Below are 25,402 nucleotides of genomic sequence, written 5' to 3'. Positions count from 1 at the left end.
GCCCTGCTTTTATCAAATCGTAAGCTTGCTCTTGCGGTTTGCCTTCCAGACATAGAGGCCCAGGGCAAAACCGATTACGCCGTATACCATAAAGGTACGGAAATACTCACCCAGAAGCGCCTGGCCGAACACCGCCTGGCCGATCTCCGGGGACATAATAAACATTGCGTTAAACAGAATCGTCCCGATCAGGGCCTGGCTGACCGTCGCCTTTGAGGTGGACGCGCCGCCCACCAGAATAGAGGCCACGGCAAACATGCCGACCTGGGTATGCGCATTGTACGTATTCAGTGTTCCCACATTCTGGAGGAAGATCACCTGTCCCCACGCCGCCAGCACAGTGGAGAGGATAACCGCAATGATACGCGTCTTATCCACATTGATACCAGATACCTCCGCAATGCGCTGGCTCTGGCCCACAGCCTTGAAATCCTGTCCCAGCTTTGTCTTTAAAAGCAGTTCCGTAAACACACAGAGCGCGGCAATCAGCAGCACGGTCACTACAGGAACCTTGGCCACAACCGTAAGGCTGTTTTTGGCCGCAATCGAGTATGCCCCGATTCCAATCACAATCACACAGAGCGCCATATTGATGATGGTCATGATGCGGTTCTTCTTCATCTGCATCGCCGTCTTATTGTGGACGAAACGAAGGATCTGCAGGATGAGGATCGCTGCCGCAATCAGAATCAGCGCATGCGTAAAGGGAATCTTTTCAATGTTGTCAAGGGCGTATTTGAGCCCGCCCTTGTCCGCCATGCCCAGATCCACGGTGGAGCGGATGCCGATCCCGTCCGGCTTGATTAAAGGATGGTTCGCCGGAACCTTAATGATCACGCCCACCACAAACAGGAACAGGAACTGGTAGACGCCATTTGCAAAATAGCCGACGATCAGGCTGGCGATCATCTCCTGGCCTCTCGTCTTATTATACAGGCGTCCGGTCATCCAGCCAAACAGCACCGCCAGCGGAGTGGACAAAAGGACAGCCAGTAAAAAGCCGCTCATGCCGCCCAGCTCAAAGTAGCGGATAAACACCACCGCGATCTGCCCGGCCATCGCGCCGACCACGATACCAAAATTCAGGCCCAGCCCGGCGATAACCGGGATAATCAGGGACAGTACGAGGAAGCAGTTTCTGTAGAGACGTCCCGTCAGCTCGCCCAAAAACCAGCTAAACGATACCTCCGAAACAGACAGCCCGATGATCGTAAACAGCAGGAAAATCAGGGTCACAAGGTTATCGCCGATCCATGTAAGCGCCTTTACGGCCGTTGATTTATTCTCCATCAGCCCTTACCCCCTTTCCGAACCTGCGTAAGCGCATAAAGGATAATGCCGTTCTGGATCACCATACGCATTACCTCTGACAGATCCGTTCCGGCAAACACACGGTTCGCAACCGGAAGCGCGGAGGTCAGAAGTCCCTGGAACAGGAATACGCCTAAAATAACATGAGATACCTTTGCCCTCTGGGCCGAAGCGCCGCCAATCAGGATCGCCGCCACCGCCGCAAAGGCCATGGTCAGGGGCGCATTATAAAGCTGCGCATAGCCGTAGCTCTGGGAATACACCACAATCCCGATCGCGCCCAGAATCGTGGAGAGGATATTGGCAAGGATCCGGTTGCGGTTAATATTCAGTCCCGAAGCTTCGGAAAAGCTGTTGCTGCTTCCCACGGCCGAAATCGCAATACCGTGCCTGCTCTTGAAAAACGCCCCCACCAGAAAGCAGAACAGCAGGAAAAACAGGATCATGCCTGTCGGGAAATAGAAATCCGGACCAATGGAAAATCCAAGGAAATTGTTCAGAATCATGCTGGCCCCGATGACGTCGAGCTGAATAGTTTCACGCAGGCCCTGTCCGATAAACCATCCCATATTCGGGGACTTGAAGGGGATCAGGAGCCACAGAAGGCACATAAAGGCCGTGATGGAAAAGCCGGCGTAGGTCGCAATCGTCATCTCCGATCCCTTCACGGCGTTCAGAAGCTTTCCATAAAAATACCCGACTACAGTTGCCAGAATAATCGAGAACAGGATGGACATAAAAAACCATCCCCATCCCGTAAAGCCAAACTCAATGGCGCATACGATCCCGAACAGACCGCACTCCACGCCGATGGGAAGCGCAAAGTTCGGGCCCGTGCCGGACTGGATAGACGGCAGCATGGCCAGCACCAGAATGCCGTTCATGCCCGCGCGCTTCACTGTATCGCTGAGCAGGGTGGCAACGGAAAGACCCATAAAATGCCCCAGCGCCAGGATAAATACCAGGAACGCCGCAATAATGATCGTCGGCAGCCCAATCTTACCGACAATCTCCTTTGGGCTTATCTTCTTTTCCTCCATTATGCCTCCCTCCTTTCTTCTATATCTGTAATACCGGACATCATCAGGCCAAATGCCTCATCCGAATCCGTGGGATTTAAGATGCCCGCCACCTTGCCGTCGCAGACAATGGCGATCTTGTCGCAGATGCTGCGAAGCTCCGCCAGCTCCGAGGAGGTCATGATAATCGTCATGCCCATCTCCTGGTTTAAGCGCTTTAAGAGGTCAAGAACCAGCTTCTTTGCGCCGATATCAATGCCGCGGGTGGGCTCGGATACGAGAAGCAGATCCGGATTCTGGGTTAAAGCCCTGGCCACGCAGACCTTCTGCTGGTTTCCTCCGGAAAGGCTGCCTGTGTTCTGCTGCGAGGAGGTGCAGCGGATATCCAGATCCTCGATCATCTTATTGGCATGGTCGCGGATCTCCTTTGCGTCCCGCATCTTGATAATCCCGTAATTTTTCAGGAATTTATCCTGGTTCTGCATGGCTGTAAAGCAGATATTCAGCTCAATGGACTCGTCAAGGAGCAGTCCCACCCCTTTCCGGTCCTCGCTCACAAAGGCCACGCCCTCGCGGATCACCTGGCGGGAATTGTTGAGCGGGAGTTCCTTTCCCTTAAATGTCACCTGGCCCCTGGAAGGATAGATCCCCATAATGCCGTTGGCAATACCCAGCTTTCCCTGGCCGGCCAGACCGCCGATGCCCATAATCTCGCCTTTTTTCACCGATAACTCAATACCCTTTACCTGCTCGCCCGGCATATTCACATGGAGATCCCGGATATCCAGCACCACCTCGTCCGAAACCCTGCGATCCGCTGCTTCCTCGCGATCCAGCGTCACCGCGCGGCCGATCATCATGCGCGCGATATCCACTGCGCTCGTCTCTTGAATCGGCTTGGTCGCCACATGGGTTCCGTCGCGCAGAACCGTCACCGTGTCCGCAACGGATACAATCTCTTCCAGACGATGACTGATAAATATAATCCCAATACCGCTGTCGGCAAGCCTTCTGATCGCCTTCAAAAGGTTCTGCGCCTCTGCGTCCGCAAGCACTGCCGTCGGCTCGTCAAATACCAGAATTTTAATACCGGATTTGTCGATCTCGCGGGCAATCTCAATGAACTGCATATGGCCCACCGGAAGGCCGGCGACCTGGGTATAGCTTTCAATGTCCATATCAAGCGTCTTCAGCGCCTTCTGCGCATCGGCGTTCATCTGTTTATAGTTGAGCCCCTCCAGACGCTTTCCCAAAACCCGGCTGACTACGTTTTTTGTCGTAATCTCCCGGTTCAGCTTAATATTCTCCGCAATGGAGAACCCGGGAATCAGCATAAATTCCTGATGCACCATGCCGATTCCCTCCAGCATGGCGTCATGCGGGGAACGGATGTGGGTTTCTTTTCCCTCAATCTCCACAGAACCCTCAAATCCTCCGGTCTCTTGGATCGCCGGCATGCCGAACAGGATGTTCATAAGCGTTGACTTGCCCGCGCCGTTTTCTCCGATCAGGGCGTGTACCTCGCCCTTTTTTACTGTCATATTAATGTTTTTTAAAACCTGGTTCCCATAAAACGACTTGGAAACATTTTTAAACTCCAGTAGATTGTCGCTCAAGGCCTAACCTCCTAACCTCAGTTATCGCAATACGGCACGGGAAGTCCCGTGCCGCCTGCAACACTCTGTAAATCTTGATTTTCAGCTACGGCGCACAGCCCGGCTGGGGGTGCGGCCAGTAACGATTTTATTCACCGTAGGTCAGATAATCCATCATGATAAGCTGATAGTTATCATAAGAAGTGCCTGCATCGTCCGTATAGGGACTCATATTACAGTCAAGGCCCGCATACTCATCCATCTTTGCCTTCAGAACTTCCATATCCAGATCCCCGTTGGTCTTTCCGGCCATCCAGTCAAACGCATACTCTGTGCCGGCAACAGTAATCATCATGGAAACCGGAACGGGCCATGTGGAGAAGCGTCCGAGAACGCCAGCCTCTTCAAGAGACTTGGTGGTCTGATCCACGATATCCTGAATGTTCATCTTCTCAACAGCGGAATCCTCCTCGGATACGAGTCCAAGGGCTGCCGGATAGCCGTGATACGGAGACGGGCAGCAGGGCTGCGGATAGATAGCGCCCTGTTCCACGGCCGCCTTGATAAGCGGAACCTGCATCGCGCAGTTCGTGGAGAAGAACGCAGTGTCCTTGCCGTACTGAGCTACCATCTTCGGAACATCCTCAAGGATGAACTGCTGAGCGCCGGTCGTGCCGGAATCACCGGTTGGGTCCGGAGCGGTTGCATCTACAAATTCAATGTTTAACTCCGCGCATTTCTCTTTGATCAGCTCACGTCTCGCGGACAGAAGAACCTGAGCCATATGTCTCGGGAACGAGTAATGTACGAACGTCTTAGCGCCCATCTTCACAGCCTGCTCTACCATGGCCGGTCCCATATCCAGCTCGTTCGGCTGAAGGATGATATCCGCCCTTGCAGCCACGTCCTCCGGATTCTCCTGGGGCGTACCATAGATGATGAGCATATCATCGCGGGACTCTAAGAGCTTATCAATCGCGGCGTTGGTGCCCGGAACAGCCTGATTGATGATGATCGCCTTAATTTCCGGATCCGCGGCGAGTTTGCTGACCGTTGTGATCATCTGCTCCTGCTCGGTCATGAAGTTATCCGGCCATGTCACATGCACGATGCGGTCGCCGTACTTCTGGGACATCGTCTCAGCAGAACGGTACTCCTCCTCATTCTGGGATACGGTATTCGTCACAATCGCAACCTTGCCTGTGCCTTCTGCCTGGGCCTCGCCCTCTGCGGGAACCTCTTCCTTGCCCTGCTCTGCGGGAACCTCTTCCTTGCCCTGCTCTGCGGGAGCTTCTTCCTTACCCTGCTCCGCCGGAGCCTCGCTCTGCGCCGGCGCGGAACTTCCACCGCCGCCGCAGCCGGCCAGCATGGAAACTGCCATTGCGCCTGTCAGAAGTGCGCTTAATACCTTTTTCATCTTAGTTCCTCCTCTCTTTTTTACCCCGGACGCCATAAAAAACATCGCTTTAAAACCCGCGAAATATGCGTATCCGAAATAATGTTTTTTATTATAAACGATTTATCTTCATTGATCAATCACTTTTTGCGTTTTTGTTAATTTTGGGAATTATACGCTTGACTTTTATCCGCGATTCTTTACAATTATATTAAAGCATAAAAAAGGAGGTTTTTTCATGAATCATGCGAGACTTGAGACCATTCTGGCAAAGCTTAAGGACAGAAATATAAATCAGATGATTATTTCCGACCCCTACGCGATCCTGTATCTCACCGGACGCTTCATTGATCCCGGCGAGCGCCTTCTGGCCCTTTATATAAGCGGGGACGGGGCGCACCGGATCTTCATCAATAACCTGTTCACCGTACCCGAGGATCTGGGCGTTGAGAAGATCCGCTTTAATGACACGGACGATTACCTCTCCCTGCTCTGCGGCTGCATCAAAAAGGGCGAGCCCCTGGGCATTGACAAAAACTTCCCGGCCCGCTTCCTGCTCCCGGTGATCGGGCGCTCCGGCGCATCCCGGTTTGAGCTGAGCTCCATCTGCGTGGACGAGGCCCGCGCCGTGAAGGACGAGGATGAAAAGGAAAAGATGCGCGCTGTATCCGCCATCAACGATCAGGCCATGGCCCGCTTCCGCGGACTGATCAAAGAAGGCGTCACAGAGAAGGAGATTGCCGCCAAAATGCAGGATATCTACACCTCTTTAGGCGCGGACGGCTACTCCTTCACCCCCCTTGTAGGCTTTGGCCCCAACTGTGCAAAGGGCCACCACGAGCCGGACAATACGGTGTTAAAGGAAGGCGACACGGTCCTCTTTGACGTCGGCTGCAGGAAGGACGACTACTGTGCGGACATGACGCGCACCTTCTTCTTCAAAAAGGTTCCCTGTGAAAAGCACCGCGAAATCTACAACCTGGTGCGCAAAGCCAACGAAACCGCGGAAGCCATGTTAAAGCCCGGCGTGCGCTTATGCGATGTGGACCGGGCGGCCCGCCAGGTGATTGAGGACGCCGGATACGGCCCCAATTTCACCCACCGCTTAGGCCACTTTATCGGCCTGGAGGTGCATGACTTCGGCGATGTCTCCTCCGCAAACCAAGCGGTCGCAGAGGCCGGAAATATCTTCTCCATTGAGCCCGGCATCTATGTAGACGGCGAAGTCGGCGTGCGGATTGAAGATCTGGTGCTGATCACAGAGGATGGGTGTGAGATCCTGAATTCCTACAGCAAAGAACTCGATATCGTGGAATAGCAGATGTGTCCTGTAACCGTTCAGATAATCTGAACGGTTACAGGTTGTTTACGGCAAACAACTGGATGCGTATCTTTAAATATGTCCGTCCTGATTCTCTATCATCGTTTTCAGTTTTCCCAGCGCTTCCCTGATTCCGCCCACCTCATTGATCAGCCCTTCCTTCACGGCGGCCTCTCCTACCAGAACCGTCCCCAAATCCTTGGTCATCATTTCCGTGTTCAGCATCAGGCCCTTTAAGCGCTCGTAACCGATATCCGCGTGGCCGGAGACGAAGCTTAAGATCCGATCCTGGATCATTTCAAAATAGTCGTAGGTTTGTACAGCCCCTATCACCAGGCCCGTCATGCGGACCGGGTGGACCATCATGGTCCCTGTGGGCACTATGAAGGAGTAATCCGTCGCCACGGCCAGAGGGACTCCGATGGAATGGCTGTCGCCGATGACCAGGGAAACCGTGGGCTTACTTAGGGATGCGATCATTTCCGCCAGGGCGAGCCCGCAGCTCACGTCGCCGCCTACGGTATTGATCAGAACCAGAACGCCCTCGATAGTTTTGTCATCCTCAATCTCCGCAAGCTTTGGCAGGATATGCTCGTATTTCGTTGTCTTGGTGGAACCGGACAGGTTTTCATGTCCCTCGATCTCACCGATGATTGACAGCAGATGGATATGGCTTCCTGTCCCCTCCAGCTCAAGCTGCCCGGTTTCCCGGATACGCTCTTCTTTATCGCGCTCTGCCTTTGTATCCTCATTTCTGGCCATAATAACCTCCTCAAACTGTTTCACTGCGCTGTTACCGTCTTTTTCTATTTTGACGCGTTTGAGGATAAAATATACATATAAATCAATCTCCCAGCACATTCACGATCTTGGCCGGGGTGCGGTAATTCCAGGTCGATATCTTGATTCCGTCCCTGGCATTGGACGCATGGCATACCTGGCCGTTGCCGATGTAGAGCGCCACATGGTTGATCGTGCCGCCGCTGTTCGTATAAAAAATCAGATCGCCGGGCCGCATCTCCGAGGAGCTGATGGAACGCCCCGCACCGGCCTGGGAGCCGGAATGATGCGGAAGGCTGACGCCGAAGTGCGACATAACAGACATCGTAAAGCCCGAGCAGTCCGCGCCGTTTGTGAGGCTTGTGCCGCCCCATACGTACGGATTCCCAAGGAACTGGGTCGCATAATTGGCAATCTGCGTTCTCCTGGAGCCCGCCGGCGCGTTGCCCGGCGTATTGCCCACGCCGCTCCCCTTGTTATTGCCTGCATTCCCCTTATTTCCTGTGGATCCCTTGCTGCCGCTGTTCCCGCCGCCCCCGTTTGAAGCCGCCGGCTCCGGGATATCCTCGATGGGGGTAAACTGGATCGCCTCATTGAGCGCGTAGCGCACATCCACAAAATCCGTGGCCACATAAGCGCTCGTGGTATCCAGCTCAATCTCCACCCAACCGTCCGTCTGCTTTAAGACCGCGTACCGCTCGCTGTTGGAGATCTGGGTCCAGATCGGCGAGTCGGTATTCGGCTCTGTCCTGGCGTTTAAGCGGTCCGTGGACACAATCGCCATCAGCTCCGCCACCTCCAGCGCCTCCGCCTTGGCCGCGTCCCCGGTGAGGATGAATTCAGACTTCACATAACCGGTTACAGGGCCGGATTTAATCTTGTACCACTGGCCGTCCTCCGTCGTCTCCAGAATCTCACCGGCGGACTTGCTGGTCATCTTACCGATGATCTTGCCCTCCTCATTCGGCTCCTCACGGATATTGAGATAATTATTTACATTGGAAATACCGATCTGATCGTACATATTGAGGACCATGGTCTTCAGATCCAGCTTTCTCGCCTCGTTTAAGGCATAGCGCACCTCCACAAAATCCGCTGAAATATAACCGTCGCTGATCTGGATCCAGCCCTCCTGCTGTCCTAAAATGCGGTAGCGCTCATTATACACTACCTGCTCCACCACCTGCGCGTCCGGATTCGGCTCGCTGCGCACATTCAGCTTGTCGGCTGTGATAACCGCCATCTTCTCCACCCGCTCAAAGGCTTCCGTCCTGGCCGCCTCGCCGGTCAGAACAAACTCAGAGCTGATATAGCCGGTCAGGCCGCCGGAGCTGACCAGGTACCACCCTTCTGTCGAGTCGTCCACGATCTCACACGCGCTGCCTCCCAGAAGCTTTCCCAGGATCTTCGCGTCCTTGCTGGCGCTCTCGCGCATGTTCAGATAACCGGACACCGTGACCAGGCCCATATTCGCGTAAGAATCCACCACTGCTTTTTTCTCTTCCTCATCCCGAATCCGGGCCAGCTCCTCCTCCGACAAGGTCGGCTCTGTCTCCGGCTGCGGCGCGCTCTCCGGCTCAGAGGGCGCTTCTGACGCGCTCTCTGTCATCTCTGTCTCCAGGCTGGCCGCGGCCGGACCGGCGAAGGCCCCTCCCCTCGCCAGCCTTACTGCCACAATACATAACAGCACCCCAATCACGCCCACGCCGGCCATCATGAAATACCGTATCGGGTCCTTTTTCTCCGTCTGCTTCCTTGAGCGGCTCCGTCCCATCTTCTGTCCTCCAAACTTCTCTTCTGCCACTGCCTGTTCATACGATCCGCACAGCAGGCCGGATCTGACCAGGCTGTGTGTTTCCTTTTTTAACGCCTCTTTTGTCCCGGGCGTGTCGGAGCAGTCACTCCCGCTCTCTAATCGCCCAGCATATTGACAATCCGGTACGGATTGCGGTAATTCCAGGTCGAAATCTTGATCCCGCTCTTCCTGCTGGCTGCATGCACAATCTGGCCGTTGCCGATATACATCGCCACATGATTGACCACGCCTTTGCTGTTCGTATAAAAGATGAGATCGCCGGGCCGCATCTGTGAAGACTGGATGCGCTTGCCCTGTCTGGCCTGATCGCGCGACACACGGTTCAGCGTAACTCCGGCCACATGGCTGTATACATATTTCACAAAACCGGAGCAGTCCGCTCCCGTATGCGGATCATTGCCGCCCCAGACATAGCGGTTGCCCACAAACTGCAGCGCATAGTTTACCATCTGATTGCGCAGGGACAGCGATTCATCCAGCGGGCTGAACTTAATCGCCTCCGGAAGCGCATAGCGCACATCCACAAAATCCGTGGACACAAAGGCCGTCGAACTGTCCAGATCAATCTCCACCCAGCCGTCCTGCTGGCTGAGCACGCCGTAGCGCTCATTACTGGAAATCTGTGTCCAGATATTCGATTCCGTGGACGGCTCTGTCCTGGCGTTTAAGCGGTCCGTGGACACAATCGCCATCAGCTCCGCCACCTCCAGCGCCTCCGCCCTGGCCGCGTCACCGGTCAGGATATACTCCGCCTTCACATAGCCGGTCACCGGGCCGGAATGGATCTTATACCACGTGCCGTCCTCGCTTTTTTCCAAAATCTCGCCGGCGGACTTACTCGTCATCTTTCCGATGATCTTACCGTCCTCGCTCGGCTCCTCGCGGACATTCAAATAGCTGTCCACACTGGAAATACCGATATTTTCATACAGATTCAAAACCATGGAGCGCATATCCAGCTTACGCGCCTCGTTCAGGGCATAGCGGATCTCCACATAATCTTTGGAAATATAACCGGTCTGAATCTTCAGCCATCCGTCCGCCGTTTCCTCCTCGACGATATACCGCTCATTCCTCAGAGCCTGTCCCACCACGTCCGCGTCTGTGGACGGCTCGGTACGGATATTCAGCGCGTCCACGGTCACAACCGCGCGCGGCGCCACGAGCTCCATGGCCCGCGCCCGGGCTTCATCGCCTCTTAAGACGAATTCTGAGCTGATATAGCCGGTCAGGCCGCCGGATGAAACCTGATACCATCCCTCCACAGAGTCATCCACGATCTCACACGCGCTGTCCCCGAGAAGCTTTCCGATAATATCCGCATTCCTGCTGGCGCTCTCACGCATATTTAAATATCCGCTGACCTGGATGATTCCAAGGTTCTGATAGGAATCCACCACCGCGGCCTTCGCGGCCTCCTCGAGCTGAGCCGCCGTCTTCTCAGGGGAAACCGCTGTCTGCGCGCCGGCCGCCCCTGTCTCCTGCGCGCTCTCCTTCTCTGTCTCCTCCGAAGGCTCCGTCACAACGTTCGCCGTCTCCCGGTTCTTTAAATGAAGCCCGCCAAATACCGCGCTTCCGATCAGCACAGCCGCGCCGGCCGCAATGAGAACATACGCCCGGTAATCGCCCCCGCCTTTCCTGCGCCTGGACCGGTTCTGTCTGTTTGCCAAATCCTCTTTTTTCTCTTCAAGCATTCCGGAATTCTCCATTCTTTATAAGCATCACACAACCGTACAGAGGTTGTCTGGACGGTTCATCATCATTGCAGTTTCTGCAAGATCTCCTGCACATTTCATTGATTCTTTCCAGCACTGACAAAATTGTGCAGTTTTCATTCTATCATAAATAGAGTGAAATGCCAATAAACTTCCAGAGGTTATTTGTGAAATTTCTTTTAACTTTTCCGGCCGTCTTCCTTTGGACGTCCGAGTGCAATCGGGCAGGGAAGAGCCATCTTCCCCTGCCTGCCCGCGCGCGGCGCGCGCAGCAAAGCCGCTAATTTCCTTACGCGCCCCTGCGCATAAAAAAAGAACCCTGCCTCTCAGGATTCTTTATCCGCCTGTCTGCTCCGGCCCTGCTGCCGGAAAGCCTTTCCGCCTCCCCATTCTTCCCGCGGCGAAAGGCTTTCCTCATCGTTTGTGGGATCGCTTCTCACATCCCGAGCGCCTCCATCAGCTTCTCCACCGAATCCTGGCCCGGCATCATGATCACCTGGCCCGAATTCCCGACCTTCCCGCCGTCCTCGCCGGACAGGACAAAATCCGTTTTCACGCAGATTGCCATATCACAAACGCAGCTCAGCCTTTCCAGCGCATCCTTTAGAAGATTCATCCCCTCCCCAATGTTCGCCATCACCGGAGATAAATAAATGCGTATCCCGGTGTAGCTTCCGATCGCCTTCATATACGCCCCGGCAATCATATTCGCAAACTCTGAAATGGCTGAAAAATTCACCTCGTCATCGAGAATATCATCGCCTTCAAATACGCGCCCCGTCATCTTTTCGATCACCTTGAGGATAAAATCGCGGTCAATAATCAGAAGCAGCATGCCCTGCATCTTATCCTGGAATTCCATAAAAAAGCCGAATTTTGTGTGCCCTTTTGGAGACACGACATCCGTGACATATTTCTCAATCCTGCTGCTTTCCAGCGGCACGACAAGCGGGGACGCTAAAAGCACCCGCATGCCAAGAATCTGCCCAATCGTAATACTGGCCATGCCAAGGCCGACATTTCCCACCTCATAAAGCGCATCCTGGATATCCGCATCCAGGTTCCCATCCTGATCAAACATCCTCATCTTCTCCTCCCGGCCGACTTCCCGCTGCCGGCTTCGCCAAACACACCCCGCCCGGCAGACGATAAAACCTTACTCTGCTTCCAGCACTCTCGTTACGGTATTCAGAAAGGCTTTTTCCTCAAATGGCTTTACGATAAAGTCCTTTGCCCCTGCCTTCATCGCGTCCATAATAATCAGTTCCTGTCCGATCGCCGTATTCATAATAATCTTTGCCTTTGGATTTTCAGCCAGCATTTTTTTCAACAGCGTCAGATCCGTATTGTCCGGCAGTGTAATATCCAAAAGCGTGAGCTCCGGCTTTTTCTCCACAAAAAGCTCGAACGCCTCCTTTGCCGTAGCCGCCTCAATAATATTCTCATATCCGCCGTTGCGCAGCGTCCGTTTTTCCAGGATCCTTGCAAATTTTGCATCATCCACTACCAGAATCAAATCACCCATAACCCATGCTCCTCCCGCACGTCTCGCAGCATCCGGCATACCCTTGCTGCCGCCTTCTCACTGCCTGAAATCCTTACCGCTGTTTTCTGAACGCACGATACCGTTCCCGCATGGAAATCGGCACCGGCTCTGCCTTCATGCATTTCTCAAACTCATCGATCGACATCGGACGGTGGAAATAAAACCCCTGCGCATTTTTACAGCCGATCGAAAGCAGGAATTTTACCTGCGAAATATTCTCCACTCCTTCTACGATCACCTCCAGCCCCAGCTTATTCGCCATATCAATAATGCAGCTTAAGATTACATTTGCACGCGTATCCTCCCGTTTCTGCGGCAAAAACTTCAAATCAATCTTCAGAATATCGACGGAAATCTCCCGCAGCGAATTCAGGGACGAATATCCGCTTCCAAAATCATCCATCAGAACCGAAAAATGGTTTTCCTGAAGCCGTTCCGCCAAATTGGTAAGCTGCGCGTTGTCAAATACGAACGCGCTCTCCGTCAGTTCAAATTCAATCAGCTCATGCGGAACATTGTACTTGCTCACGCAGTCCTTGATATTCTCCATCAGCCTTGGATTATACATATCCATCCTGGATACATTGACCGATACCGGCTCCACGGGAAAGCCCTCGTCCAGCCAGCGGCGGATGGTCCTGCATGTGTTTTCCATCACGTAATAATCCACCTCTGAGATGAACCCGTTGCGTTCGAAAATCGGTACGAATTTCCCGGGGGAGATCATGCCGTGCTTGGGATGATGCCAGCGCACCAAAGCCTCTGAACCGATGATGCGGCCTGTCTCCATATCGCACTTCGGCTGCAGATAGACCTTGAACTGTTCCTCCCGGAGGGCCTGCTTCATCTCGGACACGATCATCTGCTCCATCTCTTCCTGGCGCATGAATTCCTCATTGTACACCGCGACGCGCTTCATATAGTTGCCCTTGACAGTTCTCTGAGCCGCCCTCGCCCGATCCATCATCGTCTCAATCGACTCGTTTTTCTCGTGATCGCGCTCTGTCATCATATAGATGCCAAAGGACATCGTCGTATCAAACCGGATTGGGTATGAGCGCAGGGATGACTGGATATACTCGATCGCCTCGTCAATCCCCTCCTGATCGTCCGGCATGCAAAGACAGAACGTATCAGAGGAAACCCGGCAGTATGTACACTCTCCCATGGCCTCCATGCATTCCTGTATCTTAACGCCCAGATAGCGCAGGATATTATCGCCCTCTTTGGCCCCGAAGAACTGGTTCACCATATGGAATTTATCCACATCCATCTGCACAAACGCGTAGAGCTTTTTCGGGTTCTCCTTAAGCATCCTCTGTGTCTTTTTGATAAAAATGCTGCGGTTCGGCAGGTGCGTCAGCGGATCCTGAGAAAGAAGGAACTCCACCTTCTCCATGGCTTCGATCTCCCTCTGCACATTGGAAAAGGTGATGACCACCCGCTCCGGCTCTCCGTCCGCGCCGCCCGCGCAGAACAGCGCCATCCGGAACCACTCGAACTGATGCTTATCGATACGGAATCTCGCCTTCCCGATCCTCTTATCTCCTGCCTTTAAAGTCGAAAAATCAAAAAAAGCGTCCAGCATCTCATGATCCTGACGCAACACGGCCCTGCGATGCGCCCTCCCCATCTCCTTGCTTCTGATAAAGTCCTTTTCCCAGTCTTCCTTTATATAATTTTTATAGGATGGATCAATGTAATATTTCCTGGTTTTTAGATTGTACTCCACTGTGAAGGAAGCGGTCTGCTGCAAAATAAGGCGCTCCTTTAACTCCTCCAGCTCGTCCGTCTTCTTCTCCAGCTCAATGCCCGGATCGTTCCACTCGGCCATATAATCCTCCTTATCCCCCCGGCTATTTCACACGCAGTCAGGCGCCTCAGGCAGCCTGCTCATTTCCTGATCCGGCAAGCCCGACTATAATACATAAATTTTAACATTCATGGCATGATCTGTCAAGTTTTATAGGCGCGCTTCCGACAGCCTTTTGTTACCATTCACAGGCTGTATTCCGCGAGGTGTTTTTTGTGAGCGCAGCGCAGCGGAAGTCGCAGGAAACCCGAGGGCAGCAGCGCCAAACCGCAAAAAACACGGATCCGCTGCACAACGCATGCGTCATCCGTGTCTTTCAGTCTTTCCGGGCGGCGGTTTAGCTTTTCCCGCTGCTTGCCCGTCTATTTTGCCAGCATCATGCGGTCGTTTGCAAACTCCTCGCCGCTGGCTGTCTCAAACTTGCGGAGCAAATCTTCCACTTTCAGATTTTTCTTCTCCCCGCCCGCTATATCAAAGATAATACGTCCCTCATGCATCATGATCAGGCGGTTGCCGATCTGGATGGCATCCTTCATGTTATGCGTCACCATCAGAGCCGTCAGGCTCTGCTCTGTGACAATCTTCGCTGTTAAATCAAGCACTTTTTTCGCCGTCTTGGGATCCAGGGCCGCCGTGTGCTCGTCGAGAAGCAAAAGCTTTGGCTTTTGCAGCGTGGCCATGAGAAGCGTCAGCGCCTGCCTCTGGCCGCCGGACAATAGGCCCACCTTGCTCGTCATGCGCGTCTGAAGCCCCAGATCGAGCTGTGCGAGCGCCTCGCGGTAATAGTCCTTTTCATTGGCCTTAATTCCCCAGCTTAAGGTGCGCGTTTTCCCGCGCCGGAGCGCCATAGCCAGGTTTTCCTGAATCTCCATATTGGCCGCCGTGCCGCGCATCGGATCCTGGAAGACGCGGCCGATGTACCTTGCCCGCTTATATTCCGGCTCGCGCGAAATATTCACCCCGTCAATGACAATTTTACCGCTGTCAATGGGGTATACGCCTGCAATCATATTGAGCATCGTGGATTTCCCGGCCCCGTTGCCGCCGATGATGGTGACAAAATCGCCGGGGCTTAAGTGCAGATTAATCCCGTTTAAAGCTTTTTTTTCATTGATGGTCCCTTTATTGAAGGTTTTTCTCACATTCGTTATGGTCAGCATCCGTCCTCTCCCCCTTCCGTATACTCCCTGGCCAGCCGGTACCTGGAGAGAACGACCGGAACGCACAGCGCCAGCGCCACGATAACAGCGGACAAAAGCTTCATGTCATTTGCATTCATGCCCATGCGCAGCACCAGGGCGCGGATGGCAAAGTAGATGACCGAGCCGACCACGACGGAAATGAGCTTCCAGTAAAAGGATAAAAGCTTTCCCATCAAAACTTCGCCGATCACGATCGAGGCCAGGCCGATTACGATCGCTCCGGTGCCGCTTCCCACATCGCCGTATTTCTGGCTCTGACAGACTAAAGCCCCGGAAAGCCCCACCAGCCCGTTGCTCAGCATCAGGGCCAGAAGCTTGGTCATCTTTGTATTCACGCCCAGCGCGCGGACCATGTCCTCATTATTGCCTGTGGCGCGCATGGCGCTTCCGATCTCCGTGCCGAAAAACCAGTACAGAAATGCGATCACAATGGCCGCCACAAGGATACCGATGAGCATGGATGCCTGCGCCTGCGTCAGGCCCGTCTGATCCACAAAGCCGCTGATTAAGGTCCGCACCTTCAAAAGGGGAAGATTGCTCTTCCCGCCCATGATCCGCAGGTTGATGGACCACAGGGAAATCTGTGTCAGAATGCCTGCCAGAATCGCCGGTATCTCAAAGACAGTGTGGAGAATCCCCGTCGCCGCCCCGGCGAGCATTCCCGCAAACGCCGCCGCAAAAAGCGCGGCGACCGGGTCCGCCTGTTTATTTACAACCAGCACCGCGCACACGCAGGCCCCCAGCGCAAAGCTTCCGTCAACGGTCAAATCAGCTATGTCCATCAAACGGAACGTGATATATACTCCAAGAACCATAATTCCCCACAGGACGCCCTGGCCGACCGCGCCCTGGAGGGAAGCAAGTAAACCTTCCATCCACTATCTCCTCCATTACCTTTTTCCGGCTCCGGCCCTTATTCCAGCCCGGATACGTCGATTCCCAGCGCGTCCGCCGTTTCCTGGTTGATCTTCAGCGTACACTTGGAGGCGTCCAGATAACCAATGGGCATTGTGGAAATATCTGCGCCCTTTGTCAGGATCTCAACCGCCTGCTGCCCTGCCATGTAACCGAGCTGATAGTAATCAATGCCGTATGTAACAAGTCCGCCTGCGTCTACCATGCCTTCCTCGCCGCAGATCACCGGAATCTTATTCTCCGTCGCCACCATGCTTACGGTCGCCATGCCGGCTGCCACCATGTTGTCCGTGGGCGCATAGATGCAGTCCACATTTCCGACCATAGACTCGACCACGGTCTGGATCTCATTCGAGCTGGATATCGTATAATCCTTATATGCGATCCCCGCTGTCTCCAGCGCTTCCTTAGCCATATCCACCTGGATCACGGAGTTCGCCTCGCCTGCGTTATAGATAAGGCCCACGGTCTTTACTTCCGGCAGGATCCGCTGCATTAAGTCAATCTGCTCCTTCACCGGCGTCAGATCCGAGGTGCCGGATACATTGCAGTTCGGCGTCTCGTTGCTCTCCACCAGGCCCGAAGCCGCCGGATCCGTCACAGCGCTGACCAGAATGGGGATCGTATCCGTCACGCCTGCCACAGCCTGGGCGGCCGGGGTCGCGATGGCAAAAATCAGGTCATTATTGTTATTCACCAGCGTCTCCGCAATCGTCTGGCACGTAGACTGCTCCCCGGCCGCGTTCTGCTGGTCAATCTCATACGAAAGGCCCGCGTCATCGAGCGCGTCCACAAAGCCCTTGTTCGCATTGTCAAGAGCCGCGTGCTGCACGAGCTGGATCACGCCGATCTTGTAGGTCGTCCCGTCCGCGGTCTTCGTCTCCTCTGCGCCTGCCTCTGTCTCGCCGGACGCCTCTGTCTCGCCGGACGCCTCTGTCTCCGGGGCCTGCGTAGCCGCCGGCTCTGCCTTGCCGCCGCACGCGGCCATTGACGCGGCCATCGCTCCGGCAAGGAGCCATGCCATCCATCTGTTCTTCTTCATAAAATTCACTCCTCCTGTTTTGTATTCCGGCCTTATAAATTCCCACTGAAAATAGGGGAAGGCCGAATTATTGTTTATCATACTACAATTTTAAAGCGGAGTCAATTTTATTTCTTTAAATTTACATAAATTCAACGTGTTAAAGTGCCGGGAGAGTGTCACAGTGTATATTTGATGGCGCGAACCTGTGGGAAGTGAAGGGCGGCAAGCTGTGGGGGATTGCGAGAAGGCCGCCTATATCCAATAACGTGCCCCTTCCTCACCTCCACACATCCCCAAAAAAGCGCATCGCGTTTTTCCAGAATATCTTTTCAATCTCCTCCTCCTTAAACCCCTGCCGGCGCAGCTCTTCCTCCAAGAGCGGCATGGCGGCCGGGGAGTCCAGCTCCAGCTCGCCAGGAATCCCGTCAAAATCAGAGCCGAGGGCCAGGCAGTCGATCCCGCCGATGTTACGGATGTGGCGGATATGGAGCGCTATATCCATGATACGGCTTTTTGCGCCCTGCTTTTTCCGGCTCTCGGCTTCGCTTAAGAAGGCGGGGCAGAAGTTGATTCCAATCACGCCGCCGCGCTCAGAAAGGGCGCGTATCATATCATCGCTTAAATTCCGCACATGCGGCGCTATGGCGCGGGCGTTGGAGTGGCTGGCGGCAAAGGGCTTTTTCGCGGTTTTTACGACATCCCAGAAGCCCGCGTCTCCCAGATGGGAGACGTCTGCCGCCATCCCCAGCTCCTCCATCCGCTCAATGAATTCCACGCCCTTTGGCTTTAAGCCCCGCTCCGTCTCCGGGGCGCAGCGGCCGCTGGCCCAGTCTATGCGGTTGGGATAGCCCAGCTCGTTTTCATAGTTCCAGGTCAGAGTCAGCATGCGGACTCCTTTTTCGTAAAATTCCTGTAAAAGATCCGTGTTCCCTTTTAAGGCCGCCCCTTCCTCAATGGTCAGGACAGCGGACATGCCGCCGTTTTTTTCCTGATCCCTCAGATCTTTAACCGTCATGGCCGGTTTTATCTCATCCGCATTCCGCTTCATTTCCTCCTCAAACACATGCAGAAGCCCTGAAACATATGTATACGGGTCAGGCTCTTTCCTGATGTTTGTAAACAGGGCAAAGCTCTGGGCAAGGCAGCCGCCCTGCTTTAAGCGCTCGATATCCACATGGCCCTCATTGCGGCGCAGGAGCCGCGCGCGGCCCGCCCTCCCGGACTCGCAGATCGCTGAGATGGTATCGCAGTGCAGGTCAATGTATTTCATAATCTCTCTACCTCCATGATTTGGTTGGCAATGGCCATCCACGCATTCATATTACTATATGCGAGCAGCATAAATGAGACCGCCGCAAATACGGCCGCAGGCCCCACGGCATTCCCTTTTTTCCACACGCAGACGAGAAGGCGGCAGAAAAGCACAAACAGGACAATCAGGAACCAGCTGCTGAATACCCGCAGGAAGGTAAAACCGTACACGCCGATGTAAAGCACAATTTTTGCAAAGGCCAGGACGGTCATAAGCATGGTTTCAGCCGCCAGAAGGGATAGAAGCTTCTTAAAAGCCAGGCGCTCATCCGGCTGAAAGGCCCTGACAAACCAGAACAGCGCAAAGTTGATCGCCGCGATCCACTGGAGCTCAAAAAAGCCCTGCCGCGCATACTGGCTGTATACAAAATGCCCCGGCCCGGCAAACGCCTTCTGCGCCAGATCAATGCCCTTTACCGCGAAAAACAGCAGGTACAGTCCGCAGATTGCGCCGCAGAAGCACAGAAGGAACGGGGCTGGCAGGCGGAATTCTTCCATCCCTTCTCTCCCTGTCTGCCCGGCCGCGGCCTTTGGATGGAACGCGGCATAAAAAAGGCCGCTCAGATAACACGCCACGATGCATACAAACCCGTTCTGCAGCATATTCCACACCCCGATCTCCCCGATCAGCGCGTCCCCGAGATTCTGCCACCCGCTCCCGAGCGTGTACAGAAACCGCTCAAAGCTCTCGTCCGCCGCGCTCAGAAGGGGAATCAGGATCAGCAGGAAGGGAATGCTCATCAAAAGCCCGAACGCCCCCTGCAAAATCTTCGCCCGCTTCTCAGGCGCAAGGCGCGCCTTTCCTCCCTTAAACCTTTTTACGAGCGAAACCGCCATGGAAAATGGGATATAGAAATACATCATGGGCAGGAAAAACAGGCCCCGCCCCAGATCAAGCGCGGCGCTCTCATCAAGCCGTCCGCGAATCCTTGCGCCCCCCAGCGCCAGGATCCAGTAAACGCCCATGCCGTGCAGGAAAAGCCCCATATACGGCATGATTCCCTGCCGCTCCCAGTCCCCAAGACCCGGAATATATTTGATCAGAAACCAGATCCCGCCAAGCAGAAGAAAGCAAAGCCCGGTTACCGCCCCGGCGGTCATCGCCTCCGGCGCCCCCGCCCGCCGTTTTCCCGCCCGGAAGCGGTATGCGCCCGTAAAGGCGAACAAAAACGTAAACAGAGGGAGCCGCATCCCTCCGAATATCCCCCCGCCGCGGACATATACCCACGCGGCCGCAAACAAAAGCAGGGCTGTCTTATAGTCCTCCTTCACATATACGCGGCCGCGGGTTTTCTTATCCGGCTCTCCTGCCCCGTTTTTTCCCGGGCAAGCCTCCCCGCCGCCCTCAGCCGGCCCGCCGCTGCCGGACGGCAGGCTTTCTCTCCCCTCCTCATTCTCTTCCATACGCACGTTTCCTCCTTTCCGTCACTATGTACTCTCGGAATTTCTCTGCACCTGCCTTTGCGGCTGATTTTCCGCCAGATGCACCCAAATTTAATCAACGTACGCCTCATAAATCTGTGCACATCTGACAAAAAATCATCTCACAAAATCAGGCGCAGCGAGATTCCGGGAGTACATCATTTCTTCCGACTCGCTTATACGAATATTTTATTATACCGGATTTTACAGAAAATAAAAAGAGGCAAACCGAAAAAAAACGGGTAATATAAGATTGATTCGTAACAGTTCAGATAGGTCTGCGAACCTGCTGCGCTGACCGTACGAAAACGTGGCGGCAGCAGGCATCTGCCCCATCGCGAAGCGATTTTCATGGGCAGATGCCGTAACAGTTCAGGTTGTCTGAACTGTTACATTGATTCCAGGTCTGCTGATAACATAGCCGGGGCCCTCTCACTATCGCATACATCATAAATACCATTGGCGTCTGGGCTTGTTATGAAATAAATAAGTTTTAATTTTTCTTTAAAAGCGTTGACAATACAAACACCGCGAATATAATGTACCTGTATCAATATTTTTTATAGTTCTAATAACATTTCTTGAATCGATTTGATAAGACGGAGGAAAATTTATGTGTGGAATTGTTGGCTACATCGGCGATGAGCAGGCGGCCCCGATCCTTTTAAACGGACTGACCAAGCTCGAATACCGCGGCTATGATTCAGCGGGCGTCGCGGTCTATGACGGGGCGGAAATCAGGATGGAAAAGGTGTCGGGACGCCTTGCGCGTTTAAAGGAGCTGACGGACGGCGGCCTTACGCTTCCCGGAACGATTGGAATCGGACATACCCGGTGGGCCACGCACGGGAGCCCCTCGGACACAAACGCCCACCCGCATTTTAACAGCGACCGCTCCATTATCGTGGTACACAACGGCATCATTGAAAATTACAGCGCGCTCAAACAGGATCTCATCCGGCGCGGCTATGAATTCGTGTCCGAAACCGATACTGAGGTTCTCGCCCACTTACTGGACCGCTACTACCGCAAGTATAAGAGCCCCTTAGAGGCCCTGACCCGGGTGATGCAGAAAGTGGAAGGCTCCTATGCCCTCGGCATCCTCTTTAAAGACTTCCCGGGGCAGATCTTTTCCGCGCGCAAGGACAGCCCTCTGATCGTGGGCCAGAGCCCGGAGGGCAATTTCATCGCCTCCGACGTCCCGGCCATCCTGCAGTACACGCGCGACGTATTCTACATGAACAACGAGGAGATCGCCGTTCTCTCCCGCAATGAGATCAAATTCTACAACGTGGACGAGGAACTGCTCGAAAAAACGGCGGTGCGCATCGACTGGGATATCAATGCGGCGGAAAAGGGCGGGTACGAGCACTTTTTCTTAAAAGAGGTGTACGAGCAGCCAAAGGCCATCCGCGACACCATCAGCCCGCGCATTCATGAAAATGAAATCGTGATCGAGGAGCTCGGCATGACGGACGAGGAGATCTGCCGTGTCGGCAAGATCATGATCGTAGCCTGCGGCTCGGCCTACCACACCGGCGTGATGGCAAAATATATCTTTGAGGGACTGGCCCGCGTGCCTGTGGAGGTCGATCTGGCCTCCGAATACCGCTACCGCGATCCGATCTTTGACCGCAACACACTCGTGATCATCGTCAGCCAGTCCGGCGAGACGGCGGATTCCCTGGCCGCGCTGCGCGAATCAGGGGCAAACGGCCAGAAGGTGCTCGGCATTGTCAACGTGGTGGGCAGCTCCATTGCCAGAGAGGCGGATAATGTGATGTACACCTGGGCCGGGCCGGAGATCTCGGTCGCCACTACCAAAGCCTACAGCGCCCAGCTCGCCGCCTTTTACCTCCTGGCCCTGAAATTCGGCCTCGCGCGCGGCGCTATGTCCCGGGACAGCTATCAGGCGCTGCTTGACGATTTAAAGCGCCTTCCGGAGCAGATGGAGGCAATCTTAAAGGATCGCCAGCAGATCCAGCGCTTTGCCAACCGCTATCTGGCCGCGGATCACATTTTCTTCATCGGGCGGGGCATAGACTATGCCATCTCCCTGGAAGGCTCCTTAAAGCTAAAGGAGATCTCCTATATCCACTCCGAAGCCTACGCCGCCGGAGAGCTCAAGCATGGAACCATCTCCCTCATCGAGGAAGGCACCCTGGTCGTGGCCATCTCCACACAGGAGTCGCTTTACCCCAAGACGGTCAGCAACATCGAGGAGGTCAAAACGCGCGGCGCGTTTGTAATGGCCCTCACCAGCGAGGATAACCGCGATATCGAGAAGGTATCGGATTTCACGGTCTATATCCCGAAAACCAACCGCTATTTCGCCGGCTCCCTGGCGATCCTCCCGCTGCAGCTCTTTGCCTACTACGTATCCTTAGGCCGCGGCCTGGACGTTGATAAGCCAAGGAACCTCGCGAAATCCGTGACAGTGGAATAAAAAAATGTTGACTTTTATCATTTTTCGTGTATACTACTCATAAAAGAAAGCAAGGGCGCTTCGGCTACGGCCGAAACGCCCTTTTTTTGCACACAGGCGTCCAAAGGAACATAGGTCAGCAAGCTGACGGACGCCCGGCGCATCGAGCAGGGGAAGCAACCTTCCCCACTCGGTTTTTTGCCATTGTTTTTGTAATTGTTCAGACAACCTGAACGGTTCCTGCTTTTTGCCGGTTCTAAGTCTGTCAAAACCCTGACTGAAAGGAGACATGATTATGAAAAAGAACATCCCTGAACTGTACGGAAGCCTTGTCTTTAACGACCGGGTGATGAAGAGCAAGCTGCCGCGCGACGTCTACAAGGCGCTCTTAAAAACCATTGAATCCGGCCGCCATCTGGAGCTCGACGTGGCCAACGCCGTGGCGGTCGCCATGAAGGAGTGGGCCGTGGAAAACGGAGCCACGCATTTCACGCACTGGTTTCAGCCCATGACCGGAATCACGGCGGAAAAACACGACAGCTTTATCAATCCTGTCGGAAAGGGCGAGGTCATCATGGACTTTTCCGGCAAAGAGCTCGTAAAGGGCGAGCCGGACGCCTCCAGCTTCCCCTCCGGCGGACTGCGCGCCACCTTTGAGGCCAGAGGCTACACTGCCTGGGATCCCACTTCCCCGGCCTTTATCAAGGACGACACGCTCTGCATTCCCACCGCCTTCTGCTCCTACAGCGGCGAGGCGCTTGACAAGAAAACGCCGCTTCTGCGTTCCATGGAGGCGATTAACAAACAGGCCCTGCGCGTTCTGCGCCTGTTCGGAAATGAGGACGTCTCCCGCGTTCTGCCCACCGTAGGCCCGGAGCAGGAATACTTCCTCGTCGATAAAGAGCTTTTCCTCCAGAGAGCGGATCTGCGCTTCTGCGGACGGACCCTGTTCGGCGCGCCCGCCCCCAAGGGACAGGAGATGGACGATCACTATTTCGGCGCCCTGCGCCCCCGCGTTTCGGCCTTTATGAAGGAGCTCGACGAGGAGCTGTGGAAGCTCGGGATCCCGGCTAAAACGCGCCATAACGAAGTGGCCCCGGCCCAGCACGAGCTCGCCACGGTCTACACCACCACCAACCTCGCGGTTGACGCCAACCAGCTCACCATGGAGATCATGAAGCGCGTGGCAGAGCGCCACGGCCTTGTGTGCCTGCTCCACGAAAAGCCGTTTGAGGGGATCAACGGAAGCGGAAAGCACAACAACTGGTCCCTCTCCACAGACACAGGGATCAACCTTCTGGATCCGGACCGGGAGCCGGCTAAAAACCTGCGCTTTCTCCTGTTCCTGACCGCTACCATGAAGGCCGTTGATGACTACGGCGATCTGCTGCGCGTATCCGTGGCCACAGCCGGAAACGATCACCGCCTGGGCGGCAATGAAGCCCCGCCGGCCATTGTCTCCATGTTTATCGGCGACGATCTGGCCGCTGTGCTGGATATCGTGGAACATGATCTGAAATCAGAGGCCAGAAAAGACGTCGCCATGACGCCGGGCCCCCAGGTATTTCCCCACTTCGTAAAGGATACCACAGACCGCAACCGCACCTCCCCCTTTGCCTTTACCGGCAATAAATTTGAATTCCGCATGCCCGGCTCCGCCCTGTCCGTATCCGGTCCCAATGTGGTCTTAAACACCGCCGTGGCAGAGGTCCTTAAGCAGTTCGCGGACCGCCTCGAGACGGTTCCCCCCGAAAAACTGGAGACAGAAGTGCACATCCTCTTAAAGGAAACCATCAAACAGCACCGCCGCATTGTGTTCAACGGGAACGGCTACACAGACGAATGGGTAGAGGAAGCGCACAGAAGGGGCCTCTACGATCTCCCAAGCTGCGCCGAGGCTTTCCCCTGCTTCGTCGCCCCCAAGAACGTAAAGCTCTTTACCGAACACCAGGTATTCACCGAGAGCGAGCTCTTCTCCCGCTATGAGATCATGCAGGAAAACTATATAAAAACCATCCAGATCGAGGCCAAAACCATGGTTTCCATGATGGATAAAGCCTTCCTGCCCTCTGTTCTGTCCTATATAAAAGAGCTCGCACAGACCGTCTCCTCCGTTAAGGCCCTGGTTCCCCAGGCGCCCACCGCCGCGCAGGAGACGCTCATCGATGCGCTGTCCGGCCTCTACGCCTCCATATACCGGCAGAAGGAGGACTTAAAGAACGCCATTGCCAAAGCCGCCGGCATGCCGGATTCTATGGATAAGGTGCGTTATTGCAGGTCTATTCTGGCGAAGATGGATGAAATGCGGGTGGATGCCGATGAGGCGGAGAGGCTGGTTCCGGATGCGTTTCTTTCTTATCCGGCTTATGATAAGCTTCTCTTTTCTGTGTAGGTATGCTTTATGATTCCTTCTTAGACGTACGGTCGTGAGAGGGGCGCCAGAGCCAGCCTCTATATCCATCAGGAACCCATAGAAAACCGCCGGCACTTAGCGAGGTCTTTTCTAGAGCGTGTTTGAAAATTGCTTTCTGCCAGATGTGCGTTCCGCTTTGTGGGAGATTTGTGCCAAATGAACGCGGCGCAGCGGGCTGCGTTAAGTGAATTTGGCACAAATATACCGCGAAGTGGGGCGTGCAGATGGCGGGAATGAATTTTCAAACACGCTCTAGTACCGCTGCGCTTTTCTCCGAGCGGAAGCGGGGTTCCGTTGGATATAGAAGCTGGCTCTGGCGGCCCCCTTCATGCCCCCCGCCAAGCAGCACAACTGACCTCCCGCAAAAAATAAAAAGAA

Annotated in this window: 19 protein-coding genes; 3 read left to right on the top strand and 16 right to left on the bottom strand. The window is 54.5% G+C overall.

The features are described 5' to 3' along the window. Positions 1-12 precede the first annotated feature (12 nt). From NFS31_RS09215 to NFS31_RS09200, 4 genes are all read right to left on the bottom strand, one after another. Positions 13-1,290: an ABC transporter permease subunit gene (locus tag NFS31_RS09215; RefSeq protein WP_251493821.1), complete on the bottom strand. Its 1,278-nt coding sequence runs from the start codon at positions 1,288-1,290 to the stop codon at positions 13-15. Further along, a complete protein-coding gene (locus tag NFS31_RS09210) occupies positions 1,290-2,351 on the bottom strand; it encodes an ABC transporter permease subunit (protein WP_251493820.1) in 1,062 nt (353 codons plus the stop codon). Before NFS31_RS09210 ends, NFS31_RS09215 begins: the two co-directional genes overlap by 1 nt. Then, complete coding sequence (locus NFS31_RS09205; RefSeq protein WP_251493817.1) at positions 2,351-3,946, bottom strand: sugar ABC transporter ATP-binding protein; 1,596 nt, start codon at positions 3,944-3,946, stop codon at positions 2,351-2,353. Before NFS31_RS09205 ends, NFS31_RS09210 begins: the two co-directional genes overlap by 1 nt. Positions 3,947-4,073: 127 nt before the next feature. Then, a complete protein-coding gene (locus NFS31_RS09200) occupies positions 4,074-5,342 on the bottom strand; it encodes a DUF3798 domain-containing protein (RefSeq protein ID WP_251493814.1) in 1,269 nt (422 codons plus the stop codon). A gap of 217 nt (positions 5,343-5,559) precedes the next feature. Between NFS31_RS09200 and NFS31_RS09195 the strand changes: the two genes are divergently transcribed. After that, complete coding sequence (locus NFS31_RS09195; protein WP_251493811.1) at positions 5,560-6,639, top strand: M24 family metallopeptidase; 1,080 nt, start codon at positions 5,560-5,562, stop codon at positions 6,637-6,639. 75 nt (positions 6,640-6,714) lie between these two features. On the opposite strand, the gene NFS31_RS09190 is transcribed toward NFS31_RS09195, so the two are convergent. From NFS31_RS09190 to NFS31_RS09140, 11 genes are all read right to left on the bottom strand, one after another. Then, positions 6,715-7,404 (bottom strand): ClpP family protease, encoded by a 690-nt coding sequence (locus NFS31_RS09190; protein ID WP_251493808.1) that lies wholly within the window; start codon positions 7,402-7,404, stop codon positions 6,715-6,717. Positions 7,405-7,486: 82 nt separating this feature from the next. Then, positions 7,487-9,196, bottom strand: a complete 1,710-nt coding sequence (locus NFS31_RS09185) for a C40 family peptidase (protein WP_251493805.1) — start codon at positions 9,194-9,196, stop codon at positions 7,487-7,489. Between the two features lie 137 nt (positions 9,197-9,333). Further along, positions 9,334-10,932 carry a C40 family peptidase gene (locus NFS31_RS09180; RefSeq protein WP_251493802.1) on the bottom strand — a complete coding sequence of 533 codons (1,599 nt, stop codon included), beginning with the start codon at positions 10,930-10,932 and terminating at the stop codon, positions 9,334-9,336. A 457-nt stretch (positions 10,933-11,389) separates the two neighbouring features. Further along, complete coding sequence (locus NFS31_RS09175; RefSeq protein WP_251493799.1) at positions 11,390-12,034, bottom strand: chemotaxis protein CheC; 645 nt, start codon at positions 12,032-12,034, stop codon at positions 11,390-11,392. Between the two features lie 75 nt (positions 12,035-12,109). Next, positions 12,110-12,478, bottom strand: a complete 369-nt coding sequence (locus NFS31_RS09170; RefSeq protein ID WP_251493796.1) for a response regulator — start codon at positions 12,476-12,478, stop codon at positions 12,110-12,112. Between the two features lie 73 nt (positions 12,479-12,551). Then, complete coding sequence (locus tag NFS31_RS09165; RefSeq protein WP_251493793.1) at positions 12,552-14,333, bottom strand: putative bifunctional diguanylate cyclase/phosphodiesterase; 1,782 nt, start codon at positions 14,331-14,333, stop codon at positions 12,552-12,554. Positions 14,334-14,674: 341 nt separating this feature from the next. Further along, positions 14,675-15,472 (bottom strand): ABC transporter ATP-binding protein, encoded by a 798-nt coding sequence (locus NFS31_RS09160; RefSeq protein WP_251493790.1) that lies wholly within the window; start codon positions 15,470-15,472, stop codon positions 14,675-14,677. Next, on the bottom strand, positions 15,466-16,389 hold the full coding sequence (locus NFS31_RS09155; RefSeq protein ID WP_251493787.1) for an ABC transporter permease: 924 nt from the start codon (positions 16,387-16,389) through the stop codon (positions 15,466-15,468). The genes NFS31_RS09160 and NFS31_RS09155 overlap by 7 nt, the downstream gene beginning before the upstream one ends. 38 nt (positions 16,390-16,427) lie before the next feature. After that, a complete protein-coding gene (locus tag NFS31_RS09150) occupies positions 16,428-17,471 on the bottom strand; it encodes an ABC transporter substrate-binding protein (protein WP_251493784.1) in 1,044 nt (347 codons plus the stop codon). 259 nt (positions 17,472-17,730) lie between these two features. Continuing rightward, positions 17,731-18,723, bottom strand: coding sequence for a dipeptidase (locus NFS31_RS09145; protein WP_251493781.1), 993 nt, complete (start codon positions 18,721-18,723; stop codon positions 17,731-17,733). Next, the gene (locus NFS31_RS09140) at positions 18,720-20,168 is read right to left on the bottom strand and encodes a DUF4153 domain-containing protein (RefSeq protein WP_251493780.1); all 1,449 of its coding nucleotides are present in this window, start codon (positions 20,166-20,168) and stop codon (positions 18,720-18,722) included. Before NFS31_RS09140 ends, NFS31_RS09145 begins: the two co-directional genes overlap by 4 nt. 631 nt (positions 20,169-20,799) lie before the next feature. On the opposite strand from NFS31_RS09140, the gene glmS reads away from it, so the two are divergent. Beyond that, a complete protein-coding gene (gene glmS, locus NFS31_RS09135; RefSeq protein WP_251493777.1) occupies positions 20,800-22,632 on the top strand; it encodes a glutamine--fructose-6-phosphate transaminase (isomerizing) in 1,833 nt (610 codons plus the stop codon). Positions 22,633-22,906: 274 nt separating this feature from the next. Further along, positions 22,907-25,003, top strand: a complete 2,097-nt coding sequence (locus NFS31_RS09130; protein WP_251493774.1) for a glutamine synthetase III family protein — start codon at positions 22,907-22,909, stop codon at positions 25,001-25,003. A 68-nt stretch (positions 25,004-25,071) separates the two neighbouring features. On the opposite strand, the gene NFS31_RS27535 is transcribed toward NFS31_RS09130, so the two are convergent. Continuing rightward, positions 25,072-25,269: a DUF6783 domain-containing protein gene (locus tag NFS31_RS27535; RefSeq protein WP_416389444.1), complete on the bottom strand. Its 198-nt coding sequence runs from the start codon at positions 25,267-25,269 to the stop codon at positions 25,072-25,074. Positions 25,270-25,402 lie beyond the last annotated feature (133 nt).

This window comes from Otoolea muris (assembly GCF_943193115.1).
Lineage (GTDB): Bacteria > Bacillota > Clostridia > Lachnospirales > Lachnospiraceae > Otoolea > Otoolea muris.
This window is presented reverse-complemented; position numbering and strand designations above follow the sequence as displayed.

Bases quoted from the DNA above. Each gene is read 5' to 3' on its own strand.
- NFS31_RS09215 (WP_251493821.1), bottom strand. From the start codon at position 1,290: ATGGAGAATAAATCAACGGCCGTAAAGGCGCTTACATGGATCGGCGAT.
- NFS31_RS09210 (WP_251493820.1), bottom strand. From the start codon at position 2,351: ATGGAGGAAAAGAAGATAAGCCCAAAGGAGATTGTCGGTAAGATTGGG.
- NFS31_RS09200 (WP_251493814.1), bottom strand. From the start codon at position 5,342: ATGAAAAAGGTATTAAGCGCACTTCTGACAGGCGCAATGGCAGTTTCC.
- NFS31_RS09195 (WP_251493811.1), top strand. From the start codon at position 5,560: ATGAATCATGCGAGACTTGAGACCATTCTGGCAAAGCTTAAGGACAGA.
- NFS31_RS09190 (WP_251493808.1), bottom strand. From the start codon at position 7,404: ATGGCCAGAAATGAGGATACAAAGGCAGAGCGCGATAAAGAAGAGCGT.
- NFS31_RS09185 (WP_251493805.1), bottom strand. From the start codon at position 9,196: ATGGGACGGAGCCGCTCAAGGAAGCAGACGGAGAAAAAGGACCCGATA.
- NFS31_RS09180 (WP_251493802.1), bottom strand. From the start codon at position 10,932: ATGCTTGAAGAGAAAAAAGAGGATTTGGCAAACAGACAGAACCGGTCC.
- NFS31_RS09175 (WP_251493799.1), bottom strand. From the start codon at position 12,034: ATGTTTGATCAGGATGGGAACCTGGATGCGGATATCCAGGATGCGCTT.
- NFS31_RS09170 (WP_251493796.1), bottom strand. From the start codon at position 12,478: ATGGGTGATTTGATTCTGGTAGTGGATGATGCAAAATTTGCAAGGATC.
- NFS31_RS09165 (WP_251493793.1), bottom strand. From the start codon at position 14,333: ATGGCCGAGTGGAACGATCCGGGCATTGAGCTGGAGAAGAAGACGGAC.
- NFS31_RS09160 (WP_251493790.1), bottom strand. From the start codon at position 15,472: ATGCTGACCATAACGAATGTGAGAAAAACCTTCAATAAAGGGACCATC.
- NFS31_RS09155 (WP_251493787.1), bottom strand. From the start codon at position 16,389: ATGGAAGGTTTACTTGCTTCCCTCCAGGGCGCGGTCGGCCAGGGCGTC.
- NFS31_RS09150 (WP_251493784.1), bottom strand. From the start codon at position 17,471: ATGAAGAAGAACAGATGGATGGCATGGCTCCTTGCCGGAGCGATGGCC.
- NFS31_RS09145 (WP_251493781.1), bottom strand. From the start codon at position 18,723: ATGAAATACATTGACCTGCACTGCGATACCATCTCAGCGATCTGCGAG.
- NFS31_RS09140 (WP_251493780.1), bottom strand. From the start codon at position 20,168: ATGGAAGAGAATGAGGAGGGGAGAGAAAGCCTGCCGTCCGGCAGCGGC.
- glmS (WP_251493777.1), top strand. From the start codon at position 20,800: ATGTGTGGAATTGTTGGCTACATCGGCGATGAGCAGGCGGCCCCGATC.
- NFS31_RS09130 (WP_251493774.1), top strand. From the start codon at position 22,907: ATGAAAAAGAACATCCCTGAACTGTACGGAAGCCTTGTCTTTAACGAC.